Annotated in this window: 12 protein-coding genes and 2 pseudogenes; 5 read left to right on the forward strand and 9 right to left on the reverse strand. The window is 71.4% G+C overall.

Features of this window, described 5'->3' with window-relative positions; genetic code table 11:
• Both C1J00_RS26115 and C1J00_RS26120 read right to left on the reverse strand, forming a co-directional pair.
• Positions 1-377, reverse strand: a pseudogene (locus C1J00_RS26115) (hypothetical protein); the annotation flags it as partial.
• Positions 377-1,144: a GNAT family N-acetyltransferase gene (locus C1J00_RS26120; protein WP_102911487.1), complete on the reverse strand. Its 768-nt coding sequence runs from the start codon at positions 1,142-1,144 to the stop codon at positions 377-379. The pseudogene C1J00_RS26115 and the gene C1J00_RS26120, both read right to left, overlap by 1 nt.
• 314 nt (positions 1,145-1,458) lie before the next feature.
• Between C1J00_RS26120 and C1J00_RS47955 the strand changes: the two genes are divergently transcribed.
• The 3 genes and pseudogenes from C1J00_RS47955 to C1J00_RS26130 all read left to right on the forward strand — a co-directional run bounded on the left by C1J00_RS47955 (position 1,459) and on the right by C1J00_RS26130 (position 2,179).
• Entirely contained in the window at positions 1,459-1,569 is a 111-nt protein-coding gene (locus C1J00_RS47955; RefSeq protein WP_342751753.1) for a hypothetical protein, read from the forward strand.
• A 78-nt stretch (positions 1,570-1,647) separates the two neighbouring features.
• On the forward strand, positions 1,648-1,890 hold the full coding sequence (locus C1J00_RS26125) for a gas vesicle protein (RefSeq protein ID WP_102911488.1): 243 nt from the start codon (positions 1,648-1,650) through the stop codon (positions 1,888-1,890).
• A pseudogene (locus C1J00_RS26130) lies at positions 1,887-2,179 on the forward strand (gas vesicle protein K). The gene C1J00_RS26125 and the pseudogene C1J00_RS26130 overlap by 4 nt, the downstream one beginning before the upstream one ends.
• A gap of 156 nt (positions 2,180-2,335) precedes the next feature.
• On the opposite strand, the gene C1J00_RS26135 reads toward C1J00_RS26130, so the two are convergent.
• Genes C1J00_RS26135 through C1J00_RS26145 form a run of 3 tightly spaced genes read right to left on the reverse strand, consistent with a single transcriptional unit; the run spans position 2,336 to position 5,738 of the window.
• Complete coding sequence (locus C1J00_RS26135) at positions 2,336-3,082, reverse strand: succinate dehydrogenase/fumarate reductase iron-sulfur subunit (RefSeq protein WP_102911489.1); 747 nt, start codon at positions 3,080-3,082, stop codon at positions 2,336-2,338.
• The gene (locus C1J00_RS26140) at positions 3,079-5,028 is read right to left on the reverse strand and encodes a fumarate reductase/succinate dehydrogenase flavoprotein subunit (protein ID WP_102911490.1); all 1,950 of its coding nucleotides are present in this window, start codon (positions 5,026-5,028) and stop codon (positions 3,079-3,081) included. The genes C1J00_RS26135 and C1J00_RS26140 overlap by 4 nt, the downstream gene beginning before the upstream one ends.
• Before the next feature lie 2 nt (positions 5,029-5,030).
• Positions 5,031-5,738 carry a succinate dehydrogenase gene (locus C1J00_RS26145; protein ID WP_102911491.1) on the reverse strand — a complete coding sequence of 236 codons (708 nt, stop codon included), beginning with the start codon at positions 5,736-5,738 and terminating at the stop codon, positions 5,031-5,033.
• An 82-nt stretch (positions 5,739-5,820) separates the two neighbouring features.
• Between C1J00_RS26145 and C1J00_RS26150 the strand changes: the two genes are divergently transcribed.
• The gene (locus C1J00_RS26150) at positions 5,821-6,705 is read left to right on the forward strand and encodes a LysR family transcriptional regulator (protein WP_102911497.1); all 885 of its coding nucleotides are present in this window, start codon (positions 5,821-5,823) and stop codon (positions 6,703-6,705) included.
• Between the two features lie 47 nt (positions 6,706-6,752).
• Here C1J00_RS26150 and C1J00_RS26155 read toward each other — a convergent pair whose 3' ends face one another.
• Positions 6,753-7,358, reverse strand: a complete 606-nt coding sequence (locus C1J00_RS26155; protein ID WP_245936508.1) for a peroxiredoxin-like family protein — start codon at positions 7,356-7,358, stop codon at positions 6,753-6,755.
• 98 nt (positions 7,359-7,456) lie between these two features.
• On the opposite strand from C1J00_RS26155, the gene C1J00_RS26160 reads away from it, so the two are divergent.
• Entirely contained in the window at positions 7,457-8,071 is a 615-nt protein-coding gene (locus tag C1J00_RS26160) for a TetR/AcrR family transcriptional regulator (RefSeq protein WP_102911492.1), read from the forward strand.
• A 34-nt stretch (positions 8,072-8,105) separates the two neighbouring features.
• On the opposite strand, the gene C1J00_RS26165 is transcribed toward C1J00_RS26160, so the two are convergent.
• The 3 genes from C1J00_RS26165 to C1J00_RS26175 form a co-directional block, all read right to left on the reverse strand.
• Positions 8,106-10,250 (reverse strand): putative bifunctional diguanylate cyclase/phosphodiesterase, encoded by a 2,145-nt coding sequence (locus C1J00_RS26165; protein WP_102911493.1) that lies wholly within the window; start codon positions 10,248-10,250, stop codon positions 8,106-8,108.
• Entirely contained in the window at positions 10,247-11,059 is an 813-nt protein-coding gene (locus C1J00_RS26170) for an SAM-dependent methyltransferase (protein WP_102911494.1), read from the reverse strand. The genes C1J00_RS26165 and C1J00_RS26170 overlap by 4 nt, the downstream gene beginning before the upstream one ends.
• 330 nt (positions 11,060-11,389) lie before the next feature.
• On the reverse strand, positions 11,390-12,385 hold the full coding sequence (locus C1J00_RS26175) for an SCO0930 family lipoprotein (protein WP_102911495.1): 996 nt from the start codon (positions 12,383-12,385) through the stop codon (positions 11,390-11,392).
• Positions 12,386-12,834: the final 449 nt, after the last annotated feature.

A 12,834-nucleotide genomic window follows, 5' to 3' on the forward strand; every position in this document is an offset into this window, starting at 1 on the left:
ACAAGCACAACATCGGCAGCCGCGAGACGACGTACGGCCTGATGAAGAACGGCTCCGTCACCGTGCTGCCCGAGTACAACGGCTCGCTGCTCGCCTACCTGGACCCCAAGGCCCAGCAGCAGTCCGCCGGTGGGGGCGGCGGCGCCGGTGATGCTGACCCGGACGCCGGCGGCCCGCACGATCCACCGGCACCACCGCCGGACCAGCGACGCCGGTATCCGGCCGCCGAAGGGCGTCAGCGCGATCCCGGTGAGCAACAGCAGGAGGACCGCGGTGAGCCGCAGCACGGCCCCCGGTACGGTCCGCGCCCGCACGGCCGTCGGCGCCTCGACGCAGGCCTGCGGCGTGCAGGGCGCGGTGGGCAGCCAGGCGCTCATCAGGCCGGTACGAGGGAGAGGAAGTGGCGCAGGTACCGGGCGTTGACGCGGCTCATCGGCAGCAGCACGTACAGGTCCGCCACGCCGAAGTCCGGGTCGTGGGCCGGTTCGCCGCACACCCAGGCACCCAGGCGGAGGTAGCCGCGCAGCAGGGCGGGCAGTTCGACGCGGGCGGCGGGCGCGGGACCCGGGGTCCACGGCAGCAGCGGCCGCACCCGGAATTCCTCCGGGGAGAGGTTCTTTTCGCGCACCCGGTCCCAGGTGGCGGACGCGAGGGTGCCGCCGTCGGCGAGCGGGACGGAGCAGCAGCCGGCGAGCCACTCGTGGCTCTGGTCGACCATGTAGCGGGCGATGCCGGCCCAGATGAGGCTGATGACGGCCCCGTCGCGATGGTCGGGGTGCACACAGGAGCGGCCGACCTCGACGAGCTGCGGCCGGATCCCGTCGAGCGCGGCCAGGTCGAACTCGCCCTCGGAGTACAGCCGCCCGGCGACCGCGGCGCGCTCGGGCGGCAGCAGCCGGTAGGTGCCGACGACCTGGCCGGTCGTCTCCTCCCGGACGAGCAGGTGATCGCAGTACGCGTCGAACGCGTCGATGTCGAGGCCCGGCTGCGGGCCGGCCAGCAGGGCGCCCATCTCGCCGGCGAAGACGTCGTGCCGCAGCCGCTGGGCGGCACGCACGTCCTCCTCGTTCCGGGCGAGGGCGACGGTGTAGCGGGTGGGGACGGTGGGCTGCGCGGGGCGGTCGACGGTCAGTACGCCGGTCATGGCTCTCTCCTGGTCACGGGCCGGTTCGGCGAGGCGGGGCGGGGCGCTGAGCGGTGTCGTGCGGTCCTGCGCCTCTGTTCTTCCGATGCCGACTGACCTGCGCGTGTCATGTGCAGAGAGAACGGGTGTGAGGTTGTTGAACGGCTCGCGCCCACCTGCGCCGGGCGCGTGCCCGGCGGCGCACCGAGCGTGAGGCGCGCGAGCGGGCCCTGGAGCAGGCCCACGCCGTCGACCGGGAGCTGCGGCGCCATGCCGTCGCCGCGACGCGGCACCGGCCGCAGAGCTAGCAGCTGACCGGCAGGAGCGTCCCGCAACTGCTCAACGCGGCCTATCTGGTCGACGACGGACGGCGCGCCGAGTTCGTCCGGGCCGTCGGCGAACTGGCGCGCGAGGCACACCGTTCGGCCGTGGAGGTGACCGTGTGAGGCCCGTGGGTCCCCTACTCCTTCGCCCGGTCGGACGAGGTGGAGTGCGCCGCGCACCGGGAGGTCCGCGCATGACAAGTGCCGGTCGCCGGTGGTGCCGGCCGCACGGGGGTTCCGTGGGACGGCCCGGAGCCGTACGCGCCCGTGGGCGTGCCGCTCGTCGACCTGCTCGACCGGGTGCTGGCGACCGGCGTCGTGGTCAGCGGCGACCTGGCGCCGGCCATCGCCGACGTGCCGTTGGTGCGGATCTCCCTGCACGCCCTGCTGGCGTCGGTGGGCGAGCGGGTGCCCGCGTCCTGGCCGGACAGCGGGCCGCTGTGACCGCGCCGCGCACCCACGGGCTGGACCTCGATCCCGAGCGGGTCAGAAGGACCTGGCGGCCCTGGTACTGACCGTGGTGGAGCTCCTGCGGCAGCTCATGGAGCGCCAGGCGGTGCACCGTTTCGACGAGGGGACGCTCCGCGCCGAACAGGAGGACCGGCTCGGCACCGCCCTGATGCTGCTGGACGAGCGCATGGACGAGTTGTGCGAGCAGCACGGGCTGCGGCGCAGCGACCTCAACCTGGACCTCGGCCCGCTGGGGCCTCTCCTCGCGGGCCCCGGGCGGTGACACGGCATACGAGACGGGGCCGGAAAGAGCACCGGTCCGGCCCCGCCCGTCCGCACTTGCCTGCGAACGCTCACTGCGCCCCTTCGGGGGCGCGGGGAACTGCGCGATCAGCCACGGACGACCCGCAGCCGCCCGGCGGCCGTCCCGCAACGGCGGCTACCGCTTCGCCTTCCGCGCAGCCCGCAACCACTCCTTGTTCATGCTCGTGATGGACATCAGCGGGATGCCCTTCGGGCACGCGGTGGCGCACTCGCCCGCGAGCGTGCACCCACCGAACCCCTCCTCGTCCATCTGCTCCACCATGTCCAGCACCCGCGTCTCGCGCTCGGGCGCCCCCTGCGGCAGTACGTTGAGATGGTTGATCTTCGCCGAGGTGAACAGCATCGCCGCCCCGTTTGGGCAGGCCGCCACGCACGCCCCGCACCCGATGCACTCGGCGTGCTCGAAGGCGAAGTCGGCATCCGGCTTCGGCACCGGCGTGGCGTGCGCCTCGGGAGCCGCCCCCGTCGGCGCGGTGATGTACCCGCCGGCCTGGATGATCCGGTCGAAGGCCGACCGGTCCACGACGAGATCCTTGATCACCGGGAACGCCGACGCCCGCCACGGCTCGACGTCGATCGTGTCGCCGTCCTCGAACGACCGCATGTGCAGCTGGCAGGTCGTCGTCCGCTCGGGACCGTGCGCGTCGCCGTTGATGACGAGCGAGCACGCGCCGCAGATGCCCTCGCGGCAGTCGTGGTCGAAGGCGACGGGGTCCTCGCCCTTGACGATGAGTTCCTCGTTGAGCGTGTCGAGCATCTCCAGAAAGGACATGTCGGGCGAGATCCCGTCCACCTCGTACGTGGACATCGTGCCGTCGGCGTCTGCGTTGCGCTGCCGCCAGACGCGCAGGGTGAGCTTCATGCGTAGCTCCGCTGGGTGGGGTGGACGTACTCGAAGACCAGGTCTTCCTTGTGCAGCACCGGAGCCTCGCCCGTGCCGGTGAACTCCCAGGCGGCGGCGTACGCGAACCGCTCGTCGTCGCGGGCGGCCTCGCCGTCCGGCGTCTGGGACTCCTCGCGGAAGTGACCGCCGCAGGACTCCTCGCGGTGGAGCGCGTCGAGGCACATCAGCTCGGCGAGCTCCAGGTAGTCGACGACGCGGTTGGCCTTCTCCAGCGACTGGTTGAACTCCTCGCCGGTGCCGGGCACCTTGATGCGCCGCCAGAACTCCTCGCGGATCTGCGGGATGCGTTCCAGCGCCTTGCGCAGCCCCGCGTCGGTGCGGGCCATGCCGCAGAACTCCCACATGAGTTCGCCGACCTCGCGGTGGAAGGAGTCGGGGGTGCGGTCGCCGTCTACGGACAGCAGGAGGTCGAGGCGGTCCTGCGTGCCGGCCAGCGCCTCCTGGACGTCGGGGTGTTCGCCGGTCACCGCGTCGTGGTGGGGGTTGCGGGCCAGGTAGTCGTTGATGGTCGAGGGGAGGACGAAGTAGCCGTCCGCGAGTCCCTGCATCAGCGCCGAGGCGCCGAGGCGGTTGGCGCCGTGGTCGGAGAAGTTGGCCTCACCGACCGCGAACAGTCCGGGGACGGTGGTCTGGAGGTCGTAGTCGACCCACAGGCCGCCCATCGTGTAGTGCACGGCGGGGTAGATCCGCATCGGCACCTCGTACGGGTCCTCGTCGGTGATCCGCTGGTACATGTCGAAGAGGTTGCCGTACTTGGCCTCGACGGCGCCCCGGCCCATGCGCTCGATGGCGTCGGCGAAGTCGAGGTAGACGCCCTGGCCGCCGGGGCCCACTCCCCTGCCCTCGTCGCACACGTTCTTCGCGGCGCGCGAGGCGATGTCCCGCGGGACGAGGTTCCCGAAGGACGGGTAGACGCGCTCCAGGTAGTAGTCGCGCTCGTCCTCGGGGATGTCGTTCGGGGGCCGCTGGTCGCCCTTGGCCCTGGGCACCCAGATGCGGCCGTCGTTGCGCAGCGACTCGCTCATCAGCGTCAGCTTGGACTGGTGTTCGCCGGTGCGCGGGATACAGGTGGGGTGGATCTGGGTGAAGCAGGGGTTGGCGAACAGGGCGCCGCGCCGGTGGGCCCGCCATACGGCGGTGGCGTTGGAGTTCATGGCGTTCGTCGACAGGTAGAAGACGTTGCCGTAGCCGCCGGAGGCGAGGACGACGGCGTCCGCGAAGTACGTGTCGATCTTCCCTGTGACCAGGTCCCGGGCCACGATGCCGCGCGCCCGCCCGTCGACGACGATCAGGTCGAGCATCTCGGTGCGCGGGTGCATCTCGACGTTCCCGGCCGCGATCTGCCGGCTGAGGGCCTGGTAGGCGCCGAGAAGGAGCTGCTGGCCCGTCTGGCCTCGGGCGTAGAAGGTCCGCGACACCTGCACCCCGCCGAACGACCGGGTGTCGAGCAGGCCGCCGTACTCGCGGGCGAACGGCACGCCCTGGGCCACGCACTGGTCGATGATCTCGACGGAGATCTGGGCGAGCCGGTGCACGTTGGACTCGCGGGCCCGGAAGTCGCCGCCCTTGACGGTGTCGTAGAACAGGCGGTGGACGGAGTCGCCGTCGTTGCGGTAGTTCTTCGCGGCGTTGATGCCGCCCTGCGCGGCGATGGAGTGGGCGCGGCGGGGCGAGTCCTGGTAGCAGAACTGGACGACGTGGTAACCCTGTTCGGCGAGGGTGGCCCCGGCGGAGCCGCCTGCCAGGCCGGTGCCGACGACGATCACGGTGTGCTTGCGCCGGTTGGCGGGGTTGACCAGCCTGGCCTCGAAGCGGCGCTTGTCCCAGCGCTCGTTGATCGGCCCGGCGGGGGCCTTGGTGTCGGCGACCGGTTCACCGGTCGTGTAGTCGGCGTAGGAAGTCATGTTCAGCTCACCACTCCGGTCATGACGCCCACGGGTACGGCGATGAAGCCGGCCGTGAGCAGCAGCGCGAGGACATCGGCGGCGGTCTTCAGGACGCGGTCGCGGGTGCGGCTGCCCACGCCCAGGGTCTGGGCCGCGCTCCAGAAGCCGTGCCGGACGTGCAGGCCGAGGGCGAGCATCGCGACGACGTAGATGACGTTGCCGTACCAGGTGGAGAAGGTGTCCACGACGTTCTGGTACGGGTGGCCCTCCTGGAAGCCGCCGGAGTGCACGGTGCCGGTCGTCAGGTCGAGGATGTGCCAGACGATGAACAGCCCGAGGATGACGCCGCCCCACCGCATGGTGCGGGTGGCGTAGGAGGCCCGTGCCTTCTTGTGCACGTACTTGCTCGGCCGTGCCCTGATGTCGCGGCGGCTGAGCTGGTACGCCGAGGTGGCGTGCGCGACGACCGCGACGACCAGCACGATCCGGACGAGCCAGAGTGTCCACTCGTAGTGCATGAACGGCTCGCCGACGGTGCGCAGCCAGTGCGCGTAGTGGTTGAACTCTCCCGCCCCGAAGAAGATCTTCAGGTTTCCGATCATGTGGACGACCAGGTACAGCAGCATGATCAGACCACTGACCGCCATCACGGTCTTCTTGCCGACGGTGGAGTCCCACACGGTGCGTGCGAGGGACGGCCGTCGGTCCGTCCGCGTTGCCAGAGCCATACGGAGCACGCTACGGACGCCCGGCCGATCGGTCCAAGACATGGTCCGGCTTGATTCCATAGGCGGGGGCTATCGTGGGAGGATGCAGTTCCAGCAACTCCAGTACTTCGTGGCCGTCGCCGAGACCCGGCACTTCACCCGGGCCGCCGATCTGGTCCATGTCGCGCAGCCGTCGCTGTCACAGCAGATCAAGGCGCTGGAGCGGGAGTTGGGCGCGGACCTTTTCCAGCGTGCCCGGGGCAACATCACGCTCACGGACGCCGGGGAGGCGCTCCTCCCGCTGGCCCGGCGCATCCTGGCCGACGCGGACACGGCGCGGCAGGAGGTGCAGGAGCTGGCGCAGCTGCGGCGGGGCCGGGTGCGGCTGGGCGCGACGCCGAGTGTGTGCACGGGTCTGCTGCCGGATGTGCTGCGGGCCTTTCACGATCGTTATCCGGGGATCCGCCTGCTGATTGAGGAGGGCGGGTCGCACGACCTGGTGCGGGAGCTGGCACGGGGAGCGCTGGATCTGGCGCTGGTCGTGCTGCCGCTGCCCACGCCGGCACCGGCGCTGACCACGGTCGAGCTGTTGCGGGAGGATCTCGTGGTGGTCTCGTCCCCGGACGCGCCGGGGCCCGGCCGGGGGAGGCGTACGGTGCGGGTCTCCGACCTGGAGGGTGAGCGGCTGGTGATGTTCCGGCACGGGTACGACCTGCGGGAGCTGACCGTGGCCGCGTGTCGCGCCGAGGGCTTCGAGCCGGACTTCGCGGTAGAGGGCGGGGAGATGGACGCGGTGCTGGGGTTCGTGCGGGCGGGGCTGGGCGTAGCCGTCGTGCCGCGCATGGTGGCGGCGCGGTCCGGCCGCGGGCTCCGGGTGACTCCCCTGGCCCGGCCCGGACTGCACCGCACCATCGCCCTGGCCCACCGTAGCGATGTGGCTCCGCCCCGGGCGGCGCGGGAGTTGCAGCGGATGCTGCTGGAGCGGTGAGGCGCTCGTGGCAGGCCGGCACCTGGGGGCATCGCGTGCGGCTGCGGCTACTGGGCCGGGGGGTGGTCGGCGGCCGGCCGGTGGGCGGACGCCAGGTGCAGGAGTTCGTCGACCGGCCACTGGTCGTAGACGTGTTCGCCGTACTTGGCGGCGACGACCCGGCCGCCGGGGGCGATCAGGAAGTCGGCGGGCAGGCCGAGCCTGCCGCCGGGCTGGCTGGTCGCGGGGAGGCGCTCGCGGCCGCGGGCGACCTCCCAGCCGCCACGCAGCACCGCACGGACGACCGGCCCCCAGGCGCGCGGGCTGAGCAGCGCACGGGGAGCCGACTCGACGCCGAACTCGACGTACAGCCGCTTGCCGGGGTCGGCGACAACCGCGAAGGGCAGGTCGGCGGTGTGCCGGCGCAGCTCCTCGGCGGGCGAGTGGAAGACGACGACCTCACGGACGCCGGCGGCCTCGATCTCCGCGTGCCGGCGGACCACCGACCGCAGGTGCAGATGGCACACCGGGCAGCCGGCGAACCGCCGGAACTGGAGGTGGACCAGACGCTCAGGATCGGGGACGGCGACCGCGTCCCCGACGACGGTGGTCATCCGGCGTCCGGTGACGGTGGAGCCGGGCCGCACCGGCCGTGCGGGCATGCGCATGAGCATGGATGCTCCCTGGGTAGGTGTACGGCGTACTCCTACGGAGTGTAGGCGTATGCCGTACACCTAACAAGGTAGGCGTATGGCGTACGCTGATCGTCGCCATGCCACGTCCCCGCTCACTCAGCCATGCCCGACTCGCCTCGGCCGCCCTCGCCGTGATCGACCGCGACGGGCTCGCCGGACTGTCCATGCGCTCGGTCGCCAAAGAACTCGGGATGAGCACGATGGCGCTCTACCGGTACGTGGACGACCGGGAAGAGCTGGAGAGGCTCGTCGTCGACCTCGTCCTCGGCACCGTGGACACCGAGCCCCCCGCTCCCGGCGCCCCCTGGCCCGAACGCATCGAGGTGCTGGTGCGGCGGCTGCGCGACGCCGTCGCCGCCCATCCGCAGATCGTGCCCCTGACCGTCGCCCACCGGCACCGGTCCCTTGCCGGGCTGCGCTGGTCGGAGTCGGTGCTCGGCGTGCTGACGGAGGCAGGGTTCGACGGCGACCGGCGGGTGGTCGCGCTGCGGGGCCTGCTCGGGTACGTCATCGGCGCCATCCAGCTCGAGCACCTCGGGCCCCTGTCCGGCGAGGGCACGGTCGCCATCAGCGAGCTGCCGCCCGACGCCTTCCCGCACATGACGGAGACCGCCCGTCACGCCCGGAAGGTCAGTGCCGACCGGGAGTTTCTGGGCGGTCTCGCGCTGCTGCTGCGCGGACTGGGCGCCTGACCCGGTCCCGCACGGCGGCCGGTCGCCCCGGGCGTCAGCCCGTCGCGTCCACCAGCGCCAGCTCGTGCAGCCGCTCCGGCGGGCCCGGGCGGGCGTAGTACCAGCCCTGGGCCGTGTCGCAGCCGAGTATCCGCAGCTGTTCGGCCTGCGCGCCGGTCTCCACGCCCTCTACCGTCACGGCGAGATCCAGACTGTGGGCCAGCGAGACGATGCCCTCGACGATCTTCAGATCGACCGGGTCCGCCGGGAACTGCTGCATGCTCTGGGTGAAGGACCGGTCCAGCTTCAGGATGCTGACCGGCAGCCGGCGCAGGTTGGCGAGGTTGGAGTAGCCCGTTCCGAAGTCGTCCAGGGCGATGTCGACGCCCATCTCGGCCAGCCGGCGCAGCGGCTTCAGCAGATCGTCGTCCGCGCCGATCAGCGCCGACTCGGTGACCTCCAGGCACAGCGCGTCCGGCTCGACGCCCGTGCGCTCCAGGATGTCGACCGTGTCCTGGACCAGCCCGGGATGCGTCAGCTGGCACGGCGACAGGTTGACGTTGATCCGCAACGGTCCCATCGCCTCGGCACCGCCGCGCAGTTCCCGCCACTCACGGGCCTGGCGCACCGACTGCTCCAGGACCCAGCGGCCCAACGGCACGATCAGCCCGGTGTGTTCGGCGAGCGGGATGAACCGGTCCGGGCCGAGCACCCCGTGCTGCGGATGCAGCCAGCGCACCAGGGCCTCGGCGCCCCGGACGCTGCCGTCGCCGAGATGCACCAGCGGCTGGTACTCGATGAAGAACTCGCCGCGCTCCAGCGCCGTCGGCAGCGCCGTGGTCAGCCCGTGCCGCGTGATGGCCCGGGCGTCCGCCTCCGGATCGGCGAGTTCGAAGCGGTTGCCGCCCGCCGACTTGGCCCGGTACATGGTGATGTCCGCACTGCGCAGCACCTCCGCCGGGCTGCGTTCCCCGGCCGGGCCCTCGACGATGCCGATGCTGCCGCGCACGGTCAGCTCCCGGCCGTCGACGCTGACCGGCGCGAGCAGCGCGTTCATGATGCGCCCGGCGAGCTCGTCGACGTCGCGCTGGGTGTCGGACCCGGTGGTCAGCGCCACGAACTCGTCGCCGCCGAGCCGCGCGACCATCTCGCCGGGCGCCGTGGCGCAGGACTGCAGCCGGTCGGCGACCTCCACCAGCAGCCGGTCCCCGGCGGCGTGGCCCAGGCTGTCGTTGATGGTCTTGAAACCGTCGAGGTCCAGGTAGCACAGCCCGAAGCGCTGGCCTTCCCCGGCGCCCAGTGCCTTCTCCAGGCGCTCGAAGAAGAACGTGCGGTTCGGCAGGCCGGTCAGCGCGTCGTGCGTGGCCTCGTAGCGCAGCCGCAGGTTCAGCAGCCGCCGCTCGGTGGTGTCCTCCATGAGGGCGAGCTGGTACTGCGGCTCGCCGTCCGCGTCCCGCAGCAGGGAGACCGTCAGGTTGGTCCACAGGACGGTTCCGTCAGGGCGGTGGAACGCCTTCTCCAGGTGGTAGTGCTCCCGGTCGCCCCGCACCAGTTCCTCGTAGAGCCGCCAGGTCTGCGGAGCGTCGTCGGGGTGGGTCCAATCGCGGACGTTGCGGCTGCGCAGCGTCTGGTCGGAGACCCCGAACATGCGCAGCAGCGCGCCGTTGACCTGCAGTATGTTGCCGTCGAGGTCGGCCATGCCGATGCCTATGGCCGCGCCCTCGAAGACGGCGCGGAAGCGCGCCTCGCTCGCGTGCAGGGCCTGGGCCACCACGCCCTGCGCCTTGAGGGCGGCCTGCGCGATGGCCTCCTGCTCGGCCAGGGTCCGCTCGCGCAGCGCCCGGGCGAAACCGGCGGCCATCGCGTGCTGGAGCCGCGCGCACCGGGCCCGCAGGCCCTCCTGGTCGCCGTCGCCGCCGCAGTACAGGACCAGGTAGGCGTCGACGCAGTCCAGGGTGCGGCTGAGCGCCTCCGGGTCGGTGCAGTGCGCGTCCACCAGGGCGGCGCCGACCGCCCTGCCCGCGTCGGAGTCGAAGGCCCGGGCACGCAGTGCCTCACTCAGCCGCCGGGCCAGGGGCAGCAGGTGCTCCTCGAACTCGGGGCGGGTCGACGACGTCGAGGTCACCGGGAAGACGGCCCGGCTCCAGATCGTCGCGAATCTGCGCAGTCTGTCCTCCGGCCCGTCCGGTTCCGCGGTCACGCCGTACGCCCCACGCCCGCGAACCCGGAGAACGCATAAGGATCCTCGTCCTCCGGTGCGGTGTCGGGCCGCCAGCGCGGCATCGCCACCAGTCCGGGTTCCACCATGTCGTACCCCTCGAAGAACCGCGCGATCTCGTCGCGCGAGCGCATGATCAGCGGGTTGCGGATGCCCTCGTACACGTCCACCGCCCCCCCGGCCCGCTCCGGCGGCAGGGGGATCCCCTCGTAGGAGGCGTGGGTGAGCACGAGCAGGCTGCCGGGCGCGAGCGCCCCGCACAGTTCGGCCACGGCCCCGTACGGGTCGTCCTCGTCCTCCACGAAGTGCAGTATGGCAACGAGGAGCAGCGCCACTGGCTGATTCAGGTCGATCAGCCGCTCCACCTCGGGGCTGTGCAGGATCTCCCGGGGCTTGCGCAGGTCCGCGGCGACGACGCCCGCGTCGTCGTTGCCCTCCAGGACCGCCTGGCTGTGCGCCACGGCCACCGGGTCGTGGTCGACGTACACCACACGCGCGCCGGGGCGGGCGGCCTGCGCCACCTCGTGCACATTGCCGAAGGTGGGGATGCCGGAGCCGATGTCCAGGAACTGGGTGAGGCCCTGGCCGGCCGCGTAGCGCACGGCGCGGCGCATGAAGGCGCGGTTCGCCTGCATGATCTTGGGGAGTCCCGGCATGAACTCCATGGCCCTGCGGGCCGCTTCACGGTCGACCTCGAAGTTGTGCGATCCGCCCAGGTAGTAGTCGTACATCCGGGAGACGCTGGGCACCGAGATGTCGATGCTCCGTGGGGCCCAGGCGGGACGCTCCATCTATCTCTCCAAGGCGTAGGCGATCCGGTGTTCGAGCAGAGGCTACTGATCGCCCGCCAACGGAGCGAGCCGAAACGGAAATTGACCATCCGTTCCCGGTCACTGCCTGCGGCACGTGCCGAATTGATACCCCTCCGCATGCCCCTCGAACATATGACGAACAGTGTTCGAGGCATTTCGGAGAGTTCCGGCCCGGAAGGGTAAAGGTGTTAGCAATTCGATGAGTTCAGGTGCAGAACGGCAAAACGGTCCGCCCCTCCGTGAGGCACGGAGGGGCGGACCGGGTCTGCGCTTCGGGTGGACGAGCTGATCAACCCTGGGGAGGTTTCCCTACTTCTCCGACGCGCCGACCGGCTTTCCGTCGGGGCGGATGGCGAACCAGGTGCCGCCGACGCCCTGGCCGTTGGTGTCTCCGGCCTTTTTGTCGCCCGCGAAGGTGTAGATCGGGATGCAGTCGATGGTCTGCTGCTTGATGCCATCAGGACGGTCGAAGACGACGTAGCCCCGGTTGGGCGTGGACCCCTGAAGGTCGATCCCCTTGGTGTCCTTCTCGTCGACCGGCGCGATGACCGGCCACTTCTCCAGGCAGTCCCCCGTGCACGCGGTCTTCATCGGCCACTGCGAGTCCTTCATGAACCGGTAGACCGTCATGCCGTTCTTGTCGATGACGATCTCGCCCAGCTCGGGGTCCTTGCGGGTGGACAGTCCGGGCAGTGCCTCGGTCCCTTGGGCGCCGCCGGCCACGCCGCCCTGCGCCTTCTTGCCGTCAGGAGCGAGCGCGTACCACTTGCCGCCCACGCCCTGGCCCTTGACGTCACCGGCGTTGACGTCCTTGGCGTAGCGGTAGGCGGGCCAGCCGCCGACCGTGAGCTGCTTGGTGCCGTCGGCCCGGGCGACGGAGCCGAGCAGCGCCTTGTCGATGCCCTCGCCGGCCTCGGCGTCGTCGGCCGGAACCGGCGGCCAGGTCTTGGCGCAGTCACCGTCGCAGTTCGACTTGGGCGGCTGCTCGGTGTCCTGGTCGAACCGGTACAGGGTGAGGCCGAGGCTGTCCGTGACCACCTTGCCGACCTTCTCGGCGGTGGAGACGGACAGCTTGCCGGCGGGGTTGGACGGGCTGGAGGCGCTGGGCGCGGCCGGCTGACCGGCCGCGGCGTCACCCGCCGCGCCCGCGGTGCCCGAGCCGATGCTTCCGTAGTCCCCGGGCGCGGCCGTGGCGCCCACGTTCTGGCTGGCCGCCGGTGGGCTGTCCTGACCGCACGCCGTCGTCAGCGCCAGGACCGCCGCGGCGCTCGCCACGAGTGAGGCGCTCCGCCAGGAGGTCTTCATCGTCAACTCCCCATAATCGCAAGGGTGTTGCAGCGCCCTGCTGCGCCGCCGCACGGTCATGAGTACGCACGGGGGCACCGATTGTGTTCAACCGGCGGCCAAATTTCTTTCCGCAACCCCTGACGAGCCCCGCTCGGAGCCGCACACACGTACACATCGAGCTCCCTGCGGGCGGCCCGCCGATCAAACCGGCGACACCCGAAGATCCCTCTTTCGGGGCAATCCCCTTGCGCCCCGGCACGTCCTGGCGTCACAGGGCTCATGATCTTCGTCGTGCATGGACCCCTCTCGACTCAACCCGCCCTTGCGGCGCGGGCCTTGGCTGCGGCGACGCTGACCTGGGCGCTCGTCGGCGCACCGATCGGGGTCGCGGTGGCCGACGCCTGCGCGTACGCCTCGACGGGGCCGGACGGCACCGAGGCGGTGGCGTACGCCGGAAGCAGGAAGAC

Origin of the sequence: Streptomyces cahuitamycinicus, assembly GCF_002891435.1 — a bacterium.
Lineage (GTDB): Bacteria > Actinomycetota > Actinomycetes > Streptomycetales > Streptomycetaceae > Streptomyces > Streptomyces cahuitamycinicus.

Excerpts from the sequence above, each read along its gene's own strand:
- C1J00_RS26120 (WP_102911487.1), bottom strand. The coding sequence starts at position 1,144 with ATGACCGGCGTACTGACCGTCGACCGCCCCGCGCAGCCCACCGTCCCC.
- C1J00_RS26160 (WP_102911492.1), top strand. The coding sequence starts at position 7,457 with ATGCCACGTCCCCGCTCACTCAGCCATGCCCGACTCGCCTCGGCCGCC.
- C1J00_RS26170 (WP_102911494.1), bottom strand. The coding sequence starts at position 11,059 with ATGGAGCGTCCCGCCTGGGCCCCACGGAGCATCGACATCTCGGTGCCC.
- C1J00_RS26155 (WP_245936508.1), bottom strand. The coding sequence starts at position 7,358 with ATGCTCATGCGCATGCCCGCACGGCCGGTGCGGCCCGGCTCCACCGTC.
- C1J00_RS26175 (WP_102911495.1), bottom strand. The coding sequence starts at position 12,385 with ATGAAGACCTCCTGGCGGAGCGCCTCACTCGTGGCGAGCGCCGCGGCG.
- C1J00_RS26140 (WP_102911490.1), bottom strand. The coding sequence starts at position 5,028 with ATGACTTCCTACGCCGACTACACGACCGGTGAACCGGTCGCCGACACC.
- C1J00_RS26150 (WP_102911497.1), top strand. The coding sequence starts at position 5,821 with ATGCAGTTCCAGCAACTCCAGTACTTCGTGGCCGTCGCCGAGACCCGG.
- C1J00_RS26145 (WP_102911491.1), bottom strand. The coding sequence starts at position 5,738 with ATGGCTCTGGCAACGCGGACGGACCGACGGCCGTCCCTCGCACGCACC.
- C1J00_RS26135 (WP_102911489.1), bottom strand. The coding sequence starts at position 3,082 with ATGAAGCTCACCCTGCGCGTCTGGCGGCAGCGCAACGCAGACGCCGAC.